This is a genomic window from Curtobacterium sp. MCPF17_051 (assembly GCF_003234595.1).
Taxonomy (GTDB): domain Bacteria; phylum Actinomycetota; class Actinomycetes; order Actinomycetales; family Microbacteriaceae; genus Curtobacterium; species Curtobacterium flaccumfaciens.
Window position 1 is genome coordinate 1 of sequence record NZ_QKSE01000016.1, and the last position, 14,967, is coordinate 14,967.

Consider the following 14,967-nt stretch of genomic DNA (forward strand, 5'->3'; position numbering starts at 1 on the left):
GTCAGACGCAGCCCGCCGCCCCGCAGGCACCGTCCGCCCCGCCCGCGGCAGCGCCGGTCCCGGCCGCCGCGCCGGTCCCGCCGCCCGCAGCCGCACCGCCGGCAGCCGTGCCGGCCCAGGCCGCTCCGGCAGCCGCGCCGGCTCCGGCGTCCGCGCCGAGCTCCACGGCCGCCGCCGCGGTGCCGAACCCCACCCAGGACGGCGCGGCCTCGGGTTACGTCACCCCGCTCGTGCGCAAGCTCGCCAACGAGCAGGGTGTCGACCTGTCCACGGTCACGGGTTCCGGTGTCGGGGGGCGCATCCGCAAGGAGGACGTCCTGGCCGCCGCCGCGAAGGCCCCGGCCGCCTCGGCTGCAGCGGCACCCGCCGCCGCGTCCGGCCCGTTCGTCGCCGAGGTCTCGCCGCTGCGCGGAACCCGCGAGAAGATGACCCGCCTGCGCAAGGTGGTCGCCGAGCGTGCCGTGCAGTCGATGACCTCGACCGCACAGCTCACGAGCGTCGTCGAGGTCGACGTCACGAAGGTGGCGCAGTTCCGCGACGCCCACAAGGCGGAGTTCCTCGAGAAGACCGGCTCGAAGCTCTCCTTCATGCCGTTCTTCGCCCTCGCGGCGTCCGAGGCGCTGAAGGCCCACCCGAAGATCAACTCCACGGTCGAGGGCGACGAGATCGTCTACCCGGAGACCGAGAACGTCTCCATCGCGGTGGACACCGAGCGCGGCCTGCTGACCCCGGTCATCAAGGACGCGGCCTCGCTGGACCTGGCGCAGTTCTCGAAGTCCATCGCGGACCTCGCCGAGCGCACCCGGAACAACCAGCTGAAGCCCGACGAGCTGGCCGGCGGCACGTTCACGCTGACCAACACCGGTTCGCGTGGCGCGCTGTTCGACACCCCCGTGGTGTTCCTGCCGCAGTCGGCGATCCTCGGCACCGGCATCGTCACGAAGCGCCCGGCGGTCGTGAAGGTCGACGGCCAGGAGGCCATCGCCATCCGCTCGTTCGTCTACCTGGCGCTGTCGTACGACCACCGGATCATCGACGGTGCGGACGCCTCGCGGTACCTCGTCGCGGTGAAGAACCGTCTCGAAGAGGGCAACTTCGCCCCGAACCTCGGGTACTGATCACCAGCAGCACGGCCGACGGCCCCGGTTCCCCTCGTGGGAGCCGGGGCCGTTCCCGTGTGCGTCCTCGGTACGGCGTCACCCGGCGCATCACCCGCCGCCGAGCAGGGTCAGGGCGGCGACCACCGACCCGACGGTGACGACGAGCCCCACGAGCGCACGGCGGAGCGGGAGTCGTCGTCCGGCTCCGAGTGGGACGCCGTGCTCGACCACATCCCGCAGTCGCTCGTGCAGTCCGTCCTGCCCATTCGGTGCCGGCGGTCCGGCGAACACGAGGTCGCTCGGCACGGGGGTCCACCGGAACGGCCGGGGCGCGGCGGCGGCACGGACGACGTCGAGTGCTGCTCGTGCGCTCGGCCCGTCGCCGTCGAGGGCGTCCTGCAGCGCCCCGAGCACCGGGGCCTGGGCGAGCTCGGCCGGGTCCACCCGGTCCCACACCGTCCGGGCTGCGAGCACGAGGGTCCGGGTCGCATCGGTCGCGTGCGCGGTGCGCGTCGGGTGCGCGGTGCGCGTCGGGGTCGTCGCGTTGGTTTGGTCCGTCGGGGTCGTCGTGTTCGTCGCGTTCGTCGGGCGGTCGCAGAGCACGACCGCACCGGCGTCGTCCACCAGCACGTCGTCGACACCGGCGACACCGAGCAGGACCGCGCCGTCGTGCACCGCCACCAGGAGTTCCAGGAGCGGGACCGTGAGGGTCACCGCGACGCCGGTGGTCGGCGTGCCGAGCCGGTCGAGCGCCGGCACGAGCGGCGTACCGGTCGGCCGGTCGAGTTCGACCACGAGACGCCCCGTCGGGGTCCGACCGACCGCGGCCACCGGGACGAGGTGGCGCTCGGCGGCCGCGGAGCGGTCGGCGACCCACGTGAGCACGTCGTGCTCGTCGTCGGTCGCGATCCAGCGATCCGGGTGGTGGTCAGTGCTCGTCTCCATGGTGACCAGCGTGGCGGTGGCGCGGTGGGCTTCCAGGCTCTCCCGCACCATCTGTGGACAGGACGTGTTCGCGCACAGCCGGACACGCGACGGTCTCCCCCGGCGCACGGAGGCCGTATCCTGTTCGCATGGCACGCAGCTCTTCCACAGACAAGAAGGCGAAGGAGCCGGGGCGTCTCAAGCAGATGTTCCAGGTCTTCCAGATGACCCGAAAGGCCGACCCGTCGTCGGTCTGGTGGTTCGCCCTCGCCTTCGTCGGTCCGGTCGTCCTCGGTGTCCTGTTGGCGCTCCTCCTGCCGGGGCAGAACTGGCTCGCGATCGTCCTGTGGATCGTCGCCGGTGTGCTGCTCGGTGTACTGCTCTTCCTCATCGTGCTCGGTCGTCTGGCCGAACGTGCCGCGTACTCGCAGATCGAAGGCCAGCCCGGCGCCGTCGGTGCCGTGCTGTCGAACTCGCTCCGTCGCCAGTGGCGCTCGAGCGAGATGCCGGTCGCGGTGCACGGTCGCTCGCAGGCAGCGGTCTACCGTGCCGTGGGTCGCCCGGGTGTCGTCCTGATCACCGAGGGCCAGCGCGGCAACCTCACCCGCCAGGTCGGCGAGGAGCGCCGCAAGGTCCAGCGCATCGTCCCGAACGTCGCCGTGCACGTGCTGCACGTGGGTGACGGGACCGGTGAGAGCCTGACGCTGCACAAGCTGCCCCGTGCCATGAACAAGCTCAAGAAGTCGCTCAACCGCAACGAGGTCCTGGCGGTCGCGAACCGTCTCGACTCGCTGACACAGAGCCCTGCGGCCTCGATCCCGAAGGGCATGGACCCGATGCGGGCCCGCGCCGGACGGCCGCGCTGACCGAAGCCCCACCCGCGAGGACGCCCCCGACCAGATGGTCGGGGGCGTCCTCGCGCGTGCGGGGGTGCGATCTCGCTCGAAGCCGGTCCTGCATGGTGCGGGGTTCCGGCTCAGCGACGGACGAGCACCGTCCCGGCGATGCGGTCGTGCGCACCCCGGCTGTCGCGGTCGATGATGAGCGCCGGTACCACCAGGCAGAGCAGCACCGTCCGGAGGATCGGCCGCCACACCCCCACGTAGCCGCCGCGCATCGGGACGACCCGCAGTCCGACACAGATGTGCCCGAACGACCCGGACAGCAGGCAGATGAACACGATCTGCAGCACGGCGAAGATGGCGATCTGCACCCACGAGTGCGCGATGTCGCCCGATCCGTTCACCGGCGACCACACGCCGGTCACGTAGGCGACCAGATCAGCCAGCGCGCCGTCGATCAGCAGCGCGACGACCCGCCGGCCGATCCGCCCGACGCTCCGGGGCCCGGACTCGGGCAGTCCGAGGTCCTTGCCCGGCCACCCGTCCGGGTGCTCGGAGGGCGCGGACGGGCTGGGGGTGCTGCGGGCCATGGTCCCCAGCGTAGGCGACGGCCCGGGCGTAACACGCCCGAAACAATCCAGTCATGTCCGGGAAACCCCGTGTCAATAGCCTCGTCGGAGGGTGCCTTGACCGGTGCCTCCGACATCACCCAACCCATTGGAGATCGGCCCCATGTTCAGCGATTCCTCCGAGGTCCTGGCCTTCATCAAGGACACCGACGTCAAGTTCCTCGACATCCGCTTCACGGACCTGCCCGGTGTGCAGCAGCACTTCAACATCCCGGCATCCACCGTCGACGAGGACTTCTTCTCGGTCGGCCAGCTGTTCGACGGCTCCTCGATCCGTGGGTTCGCGTCGATCCACGAGTCCGACATGCAGCTGATCCCCGATGTCACCACGGCGTACGTCGACCAGTTCCGCGCCGAGCGCACGCTCATCATGATCTTCGACATCTACAACCCGCGGAACGGCGAGATCTACGGCCGTGACCCGCGCCAGGTGGCGAAGAAGGCCGAGAAGTACCTCGCGTCGACGGGCATCGCGGACACCGCGTTCTTCGCCCCCGAGGCCGAGTTCTACATCTTCGACGACGTCCGCTACTCGGTCACGCAGAACGAGTCCTTCTACGCGGTCGACTCCGAAGAGGGCGCCTGGAACACCGGTCGCGACGAAGAGGGCGGCAACCTCGCCAACAAGACCCCGTACAAGGGCGGCTACTTCCCCGTCTCGCCGGTCGACAAGACCGCCGACCTGCGCGACGACATCACCCTGAAGCTGATCGACGCCGGCTTCGAGCTCGAGCGCTCGCACCACGAGGTGGGCACGGGCGGCCAGCAGGAGATCAACTACAAGTTCGACACGATGGTCCACGCCGCGGACGACATCCTGAAGTTCAAGTACATCGTCAAGAACACCGCTGACCAGTGGGGCAAGGTCGCCACGTTCATGCCGAAGCCGCTCTTCGGCGACAACGGCTCGGGCATGCACACCCACCAGTCGCTCTGGTCGGACGGCAAGCCGCTCTTCTACGACGAGAACGGCTACGGCGGGCTGTCGGACCTCGCCCGTTGGTACATCGGCGGCATCCTGAAGCACGCCCCGGCACTGCTCGCCTTCACCAACCCGTCGATCAACTCGTACCACCGTCTGGTCAAGGGCTTCGAGGCCCCGGTCAACCTGGTCTACTCCGCCGGCAACCGCTCCGCGGCGATCCGCATCCCGATCACGGGCACCAACCCGAAGGCCAAGCGCATCGAGTTCCGCGCGCCCGACGCCTCCGGCAACCCGTACCTCGCCTTCGCCGCGCAGCTGATGGCGGGCCTCGACGGCATCCAGAACCGCATCGAGCCGCACGAGCCGGTCGACAAGGACCTCTACGAGCTCCCGCCCGAGGAAGCCAAGGGCATCCCCCAGGTCCCCGGCTCCCTCGACGAGGCGCTCGACGCGCTCGAGGCGGACCACGAGTTCCTCACGAAGGGTAACGTCTTCACCGAGGACCTCATCCAGACCTGGATCGACTACAAGCGCGAGAACGAGATCCTCCCGCTGGCCCAGCGCCCGCACCCGTTCGAGTACGAGCTGTACTTCGGCGTCTGAGTCCCGCTGACCGACGAAGGGCCCCGCACCGTCAGGTGCGGGGCCCTTCGTGCGTGCCGGCCACGGTTCGGGGTGAGCGACACCTCACGGGCTGCGCCACCCGTGCGGTGTCGCCCAGCGCGAGAGGACGCGGCCACCGGGAGCGCGGGTGCGGACGCGACCGCCTGGAGGCCCGGTGCCGGTCCGTCGGGCGGGTGCCGGGCCTCCAGGCGGTCGCGACGCACGTTCCTTCCCATCGCAGCTGGACTGGAAAGCGGAATCGGGCGTACCTGGTCAGAACTTCCGACCAGGTACGCCCGATTCGACCAGGTACGCCCGATTCGACAAGGCACGCCCGGAACCGCCCGGCGGCCCCGGGCGCACGGGAACGGGGCCCGCGCCGCCCGGCACGGACCCCGTCTCGCGAACGGTGACTAGCGGCTCGTGGCCAACGCGTCGTTCGTCCCCGCTGCGACGCTCACGGGTGCACCCGTGACCGGCGTGGGACGTCCCAGGGAACGGACGGTCCACCCCGCTTTCACCCAGTCCGAGACCGGGAGGCAGTTGCGCGCGTCGATGACGACGCGGCGCCCGACGAGATCTCCGAGGGCGACCGGGTCGGCGGTGATGATGTCGTCCCACTCGGTGAGCACGAGGACGACGTCGGCGCCCTCGATCGCGTCCGTCATCGAGGCGGCGTAGCTCAGCGTCGGGAACGAGCGCTTCGCGGGCTCCATCGCCTCGGGGTCCCAGAGCGTCACCTGGGCGCCGCGGAGGTGCAGCGCAGCGGCGACGTTCAGCGCCGGGGAGTCACGGACGTCGTCGGTCAGGGGCTTGAACGCGGCGCCGATGACGGCCACGCGGCGGTTGAGCACCGATCCCCCGGCCGAGTCGATCGCCATGTCGATGACCCGCTGGCGCTGCCCCATGTTGATCTCGTCGACCTGCTGCATGAGGCCGACGACCTGGCCCGCGCCGATCTCGTTCGCGCGGTACATGAGCGCCCGGATGTCCTTCGGCAGGCAGCCGCCGCCGAAGCCGAGGCCGGCGTTGAGGAACTTCCGGCCGATGCGGGCGTCGTGGCCGAGGGCGTCGGCGAGCGTGGAGACGTCGGCACCGGTGATCGCACACATCTCGGAGATCGCGTTGATGAACGAGATCTTCGTGGCGAGGAACGCGTTGGCGCTCACCTTGACGAGCTCCGCGGTGGCGAGGTCGGTGGTGATGACCGGGGTGCCCTCGCTGATCGGTGCGGCGTAGACCTCGCGGATCACGGCGTCGGCTGCCTCGGAGGCTCCGCCCCAGACCAGCCGGTCCGGGTGCAGGGTGTCCTCGACGGCCTTGCCCTCACGCAGGAACTCGGGGTTCCAGATGAGTTCCGCGTCGATGCCGGCGGGGGTGAACTCGCGGACGATGCCGCGGAGGCGCGATGCCGTCCCGACCGGGACCGTCGACTTGCCGACGATGAGGCCCGGGTGGGTGAGGTTCTCGGCGACGCCACGGGTGGCGCTCTCGACGTAGGCCAGGTTCGCCGCGTGCGACCCGGCCTTCTGCGGGGTGCCGACGCAGACGAAGTGGACGTCCGCAGCGGCGACGGCCGAGGCGATGTCCGCCGTGAAGCGGAGCTTACCGCTGGCGACGTGCTTCGTGATGAGCTCGGGCAGCCCGGGCTCGAAGAACGGGACCTCACCGGCGGACAGTGCGGCGAGCTTCGACGGGTCGATGTCGACACCGATGGTCTCGAAGCCCATCTCGGCCATGGCGGCCGCGTGGGTGGCGCCGAGGTAGCCGGTGCCGATGACGCTGATGACGGGTGCGGGACGGGTGTCGGCCGATGCGGTCGACTTCTTGGACTCGCTCATTGCGTGACCTCCTGCAGGTCGTAGTCGATGTCGTTGCGCTTGATGCCCTCGGCGAAGGCCTTGAGGGAATCGGCGCGGGAGTTGAGACGCCAGTCGTTCGTGGTGCGCTTGCCGTCGACGATGGTGGTCGCGGTCTCGCTGAAGTACGCGAAGCCGACGATGTCCTTGTTGGCGGGGTCGGCCAGCGCATCGAAGAGCGAGTTGATCCACTGCGTCTTCTGCGGGTTCCCGACACTGGTGCCGGTCTCGGTCGCCCCGATCTCGTTGAGCATGATGCCCTTGCCCGGCGCGATCTGCCGGAGCTGCGCGAGCGTCGCTCCGAAGGTCGTGGCGAACGTCGGCTGCTCGGTGGCGTCCCGGTAGTAGCCGCTCATGCCGACCCAGTCCACGTAGTCAGCACCCGGGTAGTACTGCTGCATGTAGTCGAGCGTCTGGTACTTCGTGTTGCCGAGCTTGTCGATGCGGCTCGGGGACCAGTCCCAGATGACGTACTTGTTCGCGCCGTTCGCCTGGAAGACGTCGTGCACGTGCTTCCACATCTTCTTGTAGGAGCCGACGGGGTTCTTCTGGGCGTCACCCTCGGCCCAGTTGTACCAGGAGCCGTTCATCTCGTGGTCGAGACGGATGACCATCGGCTGCCCGTTGGCCGCCAGCGCCTTGGCGTACTTCGTCAGGTAGGCGTCGAACGACCCGCCGGAGATGTCGTCGTTGGTGTACCCGGGGACGTACTTCTGGTCGTTGCCGGTCTGCGCCGGCACCGTCTCCCACGTCATGAGGGGGACGCGGCCGTTGGCCCAGGAGCGCTGCACCGCGGTGGCGTTGAACTCCTGGTCGAAGCCCTGGAAGAAGCCGGTCATGTTCGACGCGGTGCCGACCTGACGGGAGACCTCGTCGTACTCGGCCCAGTTGAACGGGGACTGCGCGGTGTACAGGCCGTACCAGCGCGACTGCTGGCCGAGGATCTCGGCCTTCGTCGGCGTGACGACCGGGGTGGCACCCGGATCGGTCGAGGGGCCGGGGTTCGGCTTCGACCCACCGCCGTTGCCCGAACCCGAACCGCTGCCGGACCCGTTGTCGGACGAACCCGAACCGGACCCGCCGGCGGAACCGGCACCGGACCCGCCGGAACCCGAGCCACCGCTGCCGGAGCCCGCGGCGTTGACGTTGGACGAGCCTCCCGAGCCCTTCGCGGCACCGAGCTGGGACTGCAGCGACGCGATCTGCGCCTTGAGTTCCGAGATCTGTTCGCCGCGCGACCCGGCCTGGGCCGTGCGGGAGTCGAGCTTGCCCTCGAGCGACCAGATGCGCTCCTGGGCGGCGTCGAGCTGCGTCTGCAGCTCGGCGGCGGACACCTTCTTGGCCTTCGGCGCCTCGACGCCGAGCGCCTGGTGCACGGCGGTCGAGACGGGGCCGGTGGGCGAGATCCACACCGACCAGGTGATGAGGCCGAGCGCCAGCACGATGGCCGTCGTGCCGATGGCCGTCCGGCGGGCGTGCTTGCTGGACTGCGCCCACCAAGCACTCGAGGAACGGATGATGTCAGACAATGAGGAACGCCTCCAGGGCGAAGATCGCGATGCCGATCACGTACGGGATCGCTGCGTAGGGGTTGTACCGGCGGGCTCGGGCGGGGGCCGGCGCGGCTGCTCGCTGGGCCTCCTGCTGCGCGACCGCGGCTGCGGCCTCGCGGCGGGTGGCGAGGACGGTGGTGGTGGAGTTGGTCGCCGCGTCGGCGCCGAAGAGCTCGTCGAACGCGCGGTCGACGGCCACCTGGTCGACGGTGTCGAGCGGAGCGGACGAGCCCGAACCCGAGCCCGCGGAACCTGCGTCCGCGCCGGTCATCCGGGCACGTTCGGCGTCGATCGGGCTGACCGGGACCTGCGCGGTGGAGGACAGCGGCTGGACGGCGTCCGCCGGGTCCTCCTGCATCGGCCCACCGGCGTAGGCGCCGGCTCGGGTCCCCCAGCCGGACGCGTGCGCCAGCCGGAAGAAGCCGATGAGGCGGATCGGCATCAGGAAGAACGTCGACACGATGATGAACATCGGCAGGCGGAAGAAGTCGCTCGGCTTCTCCGACAGGTGCCGCATCTGGCGGATCGCCATGCTCAGCACGCTCGAGATCACCATGAGCGCCGCGACGTAGACGAAGCCGGTCGAGAAGCCGTACTGCGACAGGATGCCCTGGTACAGGTTCTCGCCCTGGCCGGTGAAGGCGCGGTAGATCCAGCCTGCGATCACGCCGAAGAGCATGAACGGCAGGATGATGTCGGTGATGAAGAACGCCGCCAGGATCGGGGCGTGGCCGAGCATCCACGGCAGCATCCGCAGCGTGTTGTACTGCGAGCCGCGGGCCCAGCGGAGCTGCTGCTTGAACAGCTTCTTCACCTGCAGCGGGGCATCCGTGTAGACCAGCGACGTGTACTGGTAGACGGTCCGGTACCCCTCCTTGAGCGTGAGGTTCGTCAGCGTCCGGTCGTCGGAGACCTCGAGGAACACGCCCATGAACTTCTCGTGCATGAACCGGTCCATCACCCGCATGAGGATGCTCCGGCGGAACGCGATGGTGCGCCCGGGCAGGCAGCCGATCTGCCCGAGGACACTCTGTGCCGGCATCGAGTAGAGCGCGCGCGAGTTCTCGAGCCAGTCGGCCCAGCGGGTGATCCAGCTGCGCTCCGGCTCGAGGATGCGCTGCCGGGTGGTCACGCCACCGACGGACTCGTCGGCGAACGGCCTGAGGAGTTCCTCGAGCGCGCCGGGGGTCCAGACGGTGTCGGAGTCGACCAGCACGGTGATGTCGCCGTTGGACATCTCGGTGCCGACCTTGACGGCGTTGCGCTTGCCCGGGATGGGCGTGTGGGTCCAGCGGACGAGCGGGGCGAACTCGTCGCAGACCTCTTCGAGTGCCTCGTTGCGGGCACCGTTGATGACGACGATGATCTCGCCGGGCTGCTGCTCGACCATGCGGCCGATGACGTCGCGGAACAGGTCGAGCGGTTCGTCCACGACGGGGACGACGACGCTGGTGGTACCGACGAAGGTGCCGGTGAAGGGGCGGTAGCGGGCGGAGATGACGACCTTGAGCAACCAGAGCAACCAGATCACCGCGGAGTACACGGCGAACAGGTAGAACTCGGGGTGCCCTTCGACCATCTGCCTGATCTGCAGAATGAAGGTGAACACTGATCCCTGCTTCAACGTTCGAGGTGGAGATTCCGCTTCATCGGGGAATCAGGGCCGGTTCGGGTGATGCAATTGATGCAGAACCTGAACGCGCGCGCAACGGGGCCCCCGTCCGGGGGCGTTACGGGCGCGTTACGGGGTACACACTGGTCCCCCTCTTCGCCGGTCGGAGCGGTCCCCCGTCGTGCTGACAGCACTCCTGCGGACCGCGCGGCAGCGGTGGCTGGCCCCGATGGGCGACAGGTGCGGCCTGGAGGCACGGGTCGGGCCAGACGGAAAGCCCAGGTCAGCAGGTGGTCAAGTGGCGTGTCGGGGGGCACCGGAAATGGTCCCCTGGCGATCCGGTGGGAGTTCGGTCACGGCACGGTAACGAGCCGGGCTCTGTTTCGAACAGGGGTACGAGCGGGATGTCGTCGGGGGACGCCGCGCGACACGGAGAATTAACCTTCGAAGGCTGCTCAGGTCGGGTCCGTCCGGAGACGGCCGGGCGTGTCGCGCGGTGCTCTGCGTGGTGTCGCAGGCGACGCAGCGTCGTGTCGGGGGCGGGTCAGGCGCCGCAGCGTCGTCTCCGGGGCGGGTCAGGCGCCGTAGAACTCGCGCTCGAACACCTGTCGGGCGCGCCGTGTGACGCCGAGGTAGTCGTCCTCGAGGCGGCTCGCGGAGCCCGGCGGGTACTCCATCAGACGGGCGACCCCCTCGAGCTGGACGCGGTCGACGGGCAGGACGTCGGTGGTCTTCCCCGACCACAGCACGAGGGCACTGCGGGTGCGCGACGCGAAGCGCCAGGCGGCCCCGAGCCGCTCGCCGTCCTCGGCGCCGACCAGTCCGGCTTCGACCGCGGCGTCGAGCGCCTCGAGCGTCGACGTGGTCCGGAGCGACGGGATCTCGAGCGCGTGCTGCAGTTGCAGGAGCTGCACGAACCACTCGACGTCGCTGAGCGATCCCCGGCCGAGCTTGAGGTGCCGGGCGGGGTCGGCGCCGCGGGGCAGCCGCTCCGACTCCACGCGGGCCTTGATGCGGCGGACCTCACGCACCTGGTGGTCGTCGATCCGCTCCGGGTACCGGGTGCGGTCGGCGAGGTGCTCGAAGTCGCGCAGGAGCTGTGCGTCGCCGACGGCCCCGCGGGCGCGGAGGAGCGCCTGCGCCTCCCACGTGAGCGACCAGCGGGCGTAGTAGGCGCCGTAGGACTCGAGCGTCCGCACGACGGGACCGTTCTTGCCCTCGGGGCGCAGGTCGATGTCGAGGTCGAGCGGGTGGATCGTGTCCTCGGTGAGCCGGTTGAGCTCGCGCACGATGGTCTGGGCGGTCCGGGACGCGACCTCGGGGGCCAGGTCGGGTGCGCGGTACACGTACAGCACGTCGGCGTCCGAGCCGAAGCCGAGCTCCCGCCCGCCGTACCGGCCCATCGCGATGATCCCGAACTCGAAACCCTCGGGGGCGTCACGACGGGCGAGCGCGAGGGCACCGGCCAGGGTGGCCTCGGTGACGTCGCTCAGGGCCGGGCCCAGGCCGTCGACGTCGAGCGAGCCGAGCACGGCGGCCATGCCGAGCCGCAGGGTCTCCCGACGTCGAGCCGACCGGAGCAGGGCCGCGGAGCCGTCGACGTCGTTGCCGTGCCGGGCGGTGGTCGCGGTCATCTCGGCGAGCAGGGCGTCGATCGGCCGCGGACGCAGGAGCGCCTCGGGTTCGTCGAGCCAGGCGACCGCCTCGGGGAACCGCTCGAGCAGCCCGGACAGGAACGCCGATTCGGACAGCACCGTGGTGAGCGAGTGTGCGGCACCGGACGAGTCGCGCAGCATGCGGAGGAACCAGCTCGACTCCCCCAGGCCGTCGCTCAAGCGGCGGAAGGCCAGCAGCGCACGGTCCGGTGCCGGCCCCTCGGCCATCCAGCGCAGGAGCACGGGGAGCAGGTTCCGCTGGATCGCCGCACGCCGGCTCGTGCCCTGCGTGAGGGCGCGGATGTGCCCGACGGCGCCGGTGGGGTCGACGAACCCGACACCGGCGAGCCGGTCGACGACCTGGTCGTTGGTCAGGACGATCTCGTCCTCGGTGGAGGCCACGGCGGACAGCAGCGGCCGGTAGAACAGGCGCTCGTGCAGCCCGCGGACCTCGAGCTTCACGGCACGCCAGCGGGCCTCGAGCGCCGGGGCCGACGCGGCGACACCGCTCGACCGGGCGAGCACCCGCAACTCCTCCTCGTCGGAGGGCATCAGGTGCGTCCGCTGCAGACGCCGGAGCTGGATGCGGTGCTCGAGCACCCGGAGCAGGGCGTAGTCCGGCCCGAACCGAGCGGCCTCGGCACGGCCGACGTACCCGGCGTCGGTCAGGGCGTCCATCGCCTCGAGCGTCGACCGGACCCGCACGGACGGGTCGTCACGGCCGTGCACGAGCTGCAGGAGCTGCACGGTGAACTCGACGTCCCGCAGGCCTCCGGGGCCGAGTTTGAGCTGGCGGTCGACGTCGGCGTCGGGGATGTGCTCGGTCACCCGCTCGCGCATGCGCTGCACCGACTCGACGAACCCCGGCCGGGTGGAGGAGTTCCACACGAACGACGCGACGGCCTCGGCGTACCGGGCACCGAGGTCGGCGGACCCGGCGATCGGACGGGCCTTGAGCAGCGCCTGGAACTCCCACCCCTTCGCCCAGCGCTCGTAGTACGCCACGTGCGAGTCGAGGGTGCGGACGAGTGCGCCGTCCTTGCCCTCGGGCCGGAGGTTCGCGTCGACCTCCCACAGGGCGGGCTCGGCGGCGAGGTCGGTGATCGCGTGCATGGCGGCGATCGCGATGCGGGTGGAGACGAGCACGGCCCGGTCGGTGGGGACCTCGTCGGTGGGCTCGGTGACGAAGATGACGTCGACGTCGCTGACGTAATTGAGCTCGCGGGCACCGGCCTTGCCCATCGCGATCACCGCGAGCGGGGTCGCCGCGACGTCGGCCGCGGGGAACGGCACCTCGCGCCGGGCGATGTCGACCGCGGCGTCGAGGGTGGCTCCCGCCAGGTCGGCGAGGCCGGCAGCCACGGCCGGGAACGCATCCGTCGGCACGGGGTGCAGCACGTCGAACAGGGCGATCTGGGCCAGGTGCCGGCGGTAGCGCACCCGCAGGCGCATCCGGGCGTCCTCACCCGTGGCGCCGTCGACGGCCTCGGCCAGCGACGCCGTGTACCGCTCCTGCGACCACGGTTCGCCGACCGGTTCCAGCAGCAGGGCGAGCTCCGCCGGACGCCGGTGCAGGAACTCCCCGAGCCCGATCGACGCGCCGAGCAGGCGGACCAGGCGCTCGGTCGCCGCGTCGTCCCTCAGGACGGGGCGGAGCTCGTCCGGCGCGCGCTCGAGCAGCCGCTCGAGCATCCGCAGGGCGCCGTCCGGATCAGCGGTGCCGCCCCAGAGCGCGGCAGACCCGGCGACCGGCAGCGGCACGTCGGGGCCGAACCGGGCCTCCAGGTCGGCAGCCCGCTCGAGGCTCTCCGACAGCTCCGCGAACCCCAGACGGGCCAGCTCCGAACGTGACGTCGTCGTCCGACCGGTCATGTGGAACGTGCTCCCGAGGGGTCAGGGCGCTCGGCTCTAGAGCGCGCCGAGGTTGGTGTCGAGCTCGAACGGGGTGACCTGGTCGCGGTAGCGCTTCCACTCCTGCCGCTTGTTGAGCAGCACGAAGTTGAACACCTGCTCACCGAGGGTCTCGGCCACCAGCTCGGAGTCCTCCATCAGGCTCAGGGCGTGGTCGAGGCTCGCGGGCAACTGGCTGTAGCCCAGGGCCCGGCGCTCCGAGTCGCTGAGGCTCCAGACGTTGTCCTCGGCCTCGGCGGGGAGCTCGTACTCTTCCTCGATGCCCTTGAGGCCGGCGGCGAGCAGCAGCGAGTACGCCAGGTACGGGTTCGCCGCCGAGTCGATGCCGCGGTACTCGATGCGCGAGGACTGGCCCTTGTTCGGCTTGTAGAGCGGCACGCGCACCAGGGCCGAGCGGTTGTTGTGGCCCCAGGTCACGAAGGACGGGGCCTCGTCGCCGCCCCAGAGCCGCTTGTACGAGTTGACGAACTGGTTCGTCACGGCGGTGATCTCCGGCGCGTGCTTGAGCACGCCGGCGATGAAGTGCTTGGCCGTCTGCGACAGCTGGTACTGGCCACCGGCCTCGTAGAAGGCGTTCTGGTCGCCCTCGAACAGCGAGACGTGGGTGTGCATGCCGGAACCGGGCTGGCCCGAGATCGGCTTCGGCATGAACGTCGCGTAGACGCCCTGCTCGATCGCCACTTCCTTCACCACGGTGCGGAAGGTCATGATGTTGTCCGCCATCGTCAGTGCGTCGGCGTAGCGGAGGTCGATCTCGTTCTGTCCGGGGCCGGCCTCGTGGTGCGAGAACTCGACCGAGATGCCGAGGTCCTCGAGCATCCGGACCGACCGGCGACGGAAGTCGTGCGCGCTGCCGCCGGGGACGTTGTCGAAGTAGCCGGCCTGGTCGACGGGCTGCGGGCCGCCGTCCTTCCACTCGCGGCTCTTCAGCAGGTAGAACTCGATCTCGGGGTGCGTATAGAACGTGAAGCCGCGGTCGCTCGCCCGCGCCAGGGTGCGCTTCAGCACGTTGCGGGGGTCGGCCACGGCGGGCTGCCCGTCCGGTGTCGTGATGTCGCAGAACATCCGAGCGGTGGGGTCGATCTCGCCCCGCCACGGCAGGATCTGGAAGGTCGAGGGGTCCGGGTGCGCCAGGACGTCGGCCTCGTACGAACGGGTGAGGCCCTCGATCGCGGAGCCGTCGAACCCGATGCCCTCGGCGAACGCGCCCTCGACCTCGGCCGGGGCGATCGCCACCGACTTCAGCGTCCCGATGACGTCCGTGAACCAGAGTCGGATGAACTTGATGCCGCGCTCCTCGATGGTGCGGAGCACGAAGTCCGTCTGCTTGTCCATGCACGACCTTTCCGTGTAT

At 70.2% G+C, this 14,967-nt stretch carries 10 protein-coding genes; 3 read left to right on the forward strand and 7 right to left on the reverse strand.

What is annotated here, in order from left to right:
- Window positions 1-1,118 (forward strand): 2-oxoglutarate dehydrogenase, E2 component, dihydrolipoamide succinyltransferase (gene sucB / locus DEJ35_RS13005; protein ID WP_111192897.1); only part of this gene is annotated, 1,118 nt, incomplete at its 5' end.
- A 90-nt stretch (window positions 1,119-1,208) separates the two neighbouring features.
- Here sucB and DEJ35_RS13010 read toward each other — a convergent pair.
- Window positions 1,209-2,045: a hypothetical protein gene (locus DEJ35_RS13010; protein WP_146244800.1), complete on the reverse strand. Its 837-nt coding sequence runs from the start codon at window positions 2,043-2,045 to the stop codon at window positions 1,209-1,211.
- 128 nt (window positions 2,046-2,173) lie between these two features.
- Between DEJ35_RS13010 and DEJ35_RS13015 the strand changes: the two genes are divergently transcribed.
- Window positions 2,174-2,890, forward strand: coding sequence for a DUF4191 domain-containing protein (locus tag DEJ35_RS13015; RefSeq protein WP_110862249.1), 717 nt, complete (start codon window positions 2,174-2,176; stop codon window positions 2,888-2,890).
- A 110-nt stretch (window positions 2,891-3,000) separates the two neighbouring features.
- Here the strand turns inward: DEJ35_RS13015 and DEJ35_RS13020 are convergent, their stop codons facing one another.
- Entirely contained in the window at window positions 3,001-3,456 is a 456-nt protein-coding gene (locus tag DEJ35_RS13020) for an RDD family protein (protein WP_071244549.1), read from the reverse strand.
- A gap of 142 nt (window positions 3,457-3,598) precedes the next feature.
- Here DEJ35_RS13020 and glnA (DEJ35_RS13025) point away from each other — a divergent pair, with 142 nt between their 5' ends.
- Window positions 3,599-5,023: a type I glutamate--ammonia ligase gene (gene glnA / locus DEJ35_RS13025; protein WP_017886082.1), complete on the forward strand. Its 1,425-nt coding sequence runs from the start codon at window positions 3,599-3,601 to the stop codon at window positions 5,021-5,023.
- Window positions 5,024-5,436: 413 nt separating this feature from the next.
- Here the strand turns inward: glnA (DEJ35_RS13025) and DEJ35_RS13030 are convergent, their stop codons facing one another.
- The 5 genes from DEJ35_RS13030 to glnA (DEJ35_RS13050) form a co-directional block, all read right to left on the reverse strand.
- Entirely contained in the window at window positions 5,437-6,864 is a 1,428-nt protein-coding gene (locus DEJ35_RS13030; protein WP_110862247.1) for a UDP-glucose/GDP-mannose dehydrogenase family protein, read from the reverse strand.
- Window positions 6,861-8,411, reverse strand: coding sequence for a glycosyl hydrolase (locus DEJ35_RS13035; protein WP_110862246.1), 1,551 nt, complete (start codon window positions 8,409-8,411; stop codon window positions 6,861-6,863). The genes DEJ35_RS13030 and DEJ35_RS13035 overlap by 4 nt, the downstream gene beginning before the upstream one ends.
- The gene (locus DEJ35_RS13040; protein ID WP_111091450.1) at window positions 8,404-10,044 is read right to left on the reverse strand and encodes a glycosyltransferase family 2 protein; all 1,641 of its coding nucleotides are present in this window, start codon (window positions 10,042-10,044) and stop codon (window positions 8,404-8,406) included. The genes DEJ35_RS13035 and DEJ35_RS13040 overlap by 8 nt, the downstream gene beginning before the upstream one ends.
- 578 nt (window positions 10,045-10,622) lie before the next feature.
- Entirely contained in the window at window positions 10,623-13,574 is a 2,952-nt protein-coding gene (locus tag DEJ35_RS13045; protein ID WP_111091449.1) for a bifunctional [glutamine synthetase] adenylyltransferase/[glutamine synthetase]-adenylyl-L-tyrosine phosphorylase, read from the reverse strand.
- Between the two features lie 36 nt (window positions 13,575-13,610).
- Complete coding sequence (gene glnA, locus DEJ35_RS13050; protein ID WP_027465449.1) at window positions 13,611-14,948, reverse strand: type I glutamate--ammonia ligase; 1,338 nt, start codon at window positions 14,946-14,948, stop codon at window positions 13,611-13,613.
- Window positions 14,949-14,967 lie beyond the last annotated feature (19 nt).

Coding starts and splice junctions, on each gene's coding strand:
- glnA (WP_027465449.1), bottom strand. CDS start 14,948: ATGGACAAGCAGACGGACTTCGTGCTCCGCACCATCGAGGAGCGCGGC.
- DEJ35_RS13010 (WP_146244800.1), bottom strand. CDS start 2,045: ATGGAGACGAGCACTGACCACCACCCGGATCGCTGGATCGCGACCGAC.
- DEJ35_RS13030 (WP_110862247.1), bottom strand. CDS start 6,864: ATGAGCGAGTCCAAGAAGTCGACCGCATCGGCCGACACCCGTCCCGCA.
- DEJ35_RS13045 (WP_111091449.1), bottom strand. CDS start 13,574: ATGACCGGTCGGACGACGACGTCACGTTCGGAGCTGGCCCGTCTGGGG.
- DEJ35_RS13020 (WP_071244549.1), bottom strand. CDS start 3,456: ATGGCCCGCAGCACCCCCAGCCCGTCCGCGCCCTCCGAGCACCCGGAC.
- DEJ35_RS13015 (WP_110862249.1), top strand. CDS start 2,174: ATGGCACGCAGCTCTTCCACAGACAAGAAGGCGAAGGAGCCGGGGCGT.
- glnA (WP_017886082.1), top strand. CDS start 3,599: ATGTTCAGCGATTCCTCCGAGGTCCTGGCCTTCATCAAGGACACCGAC.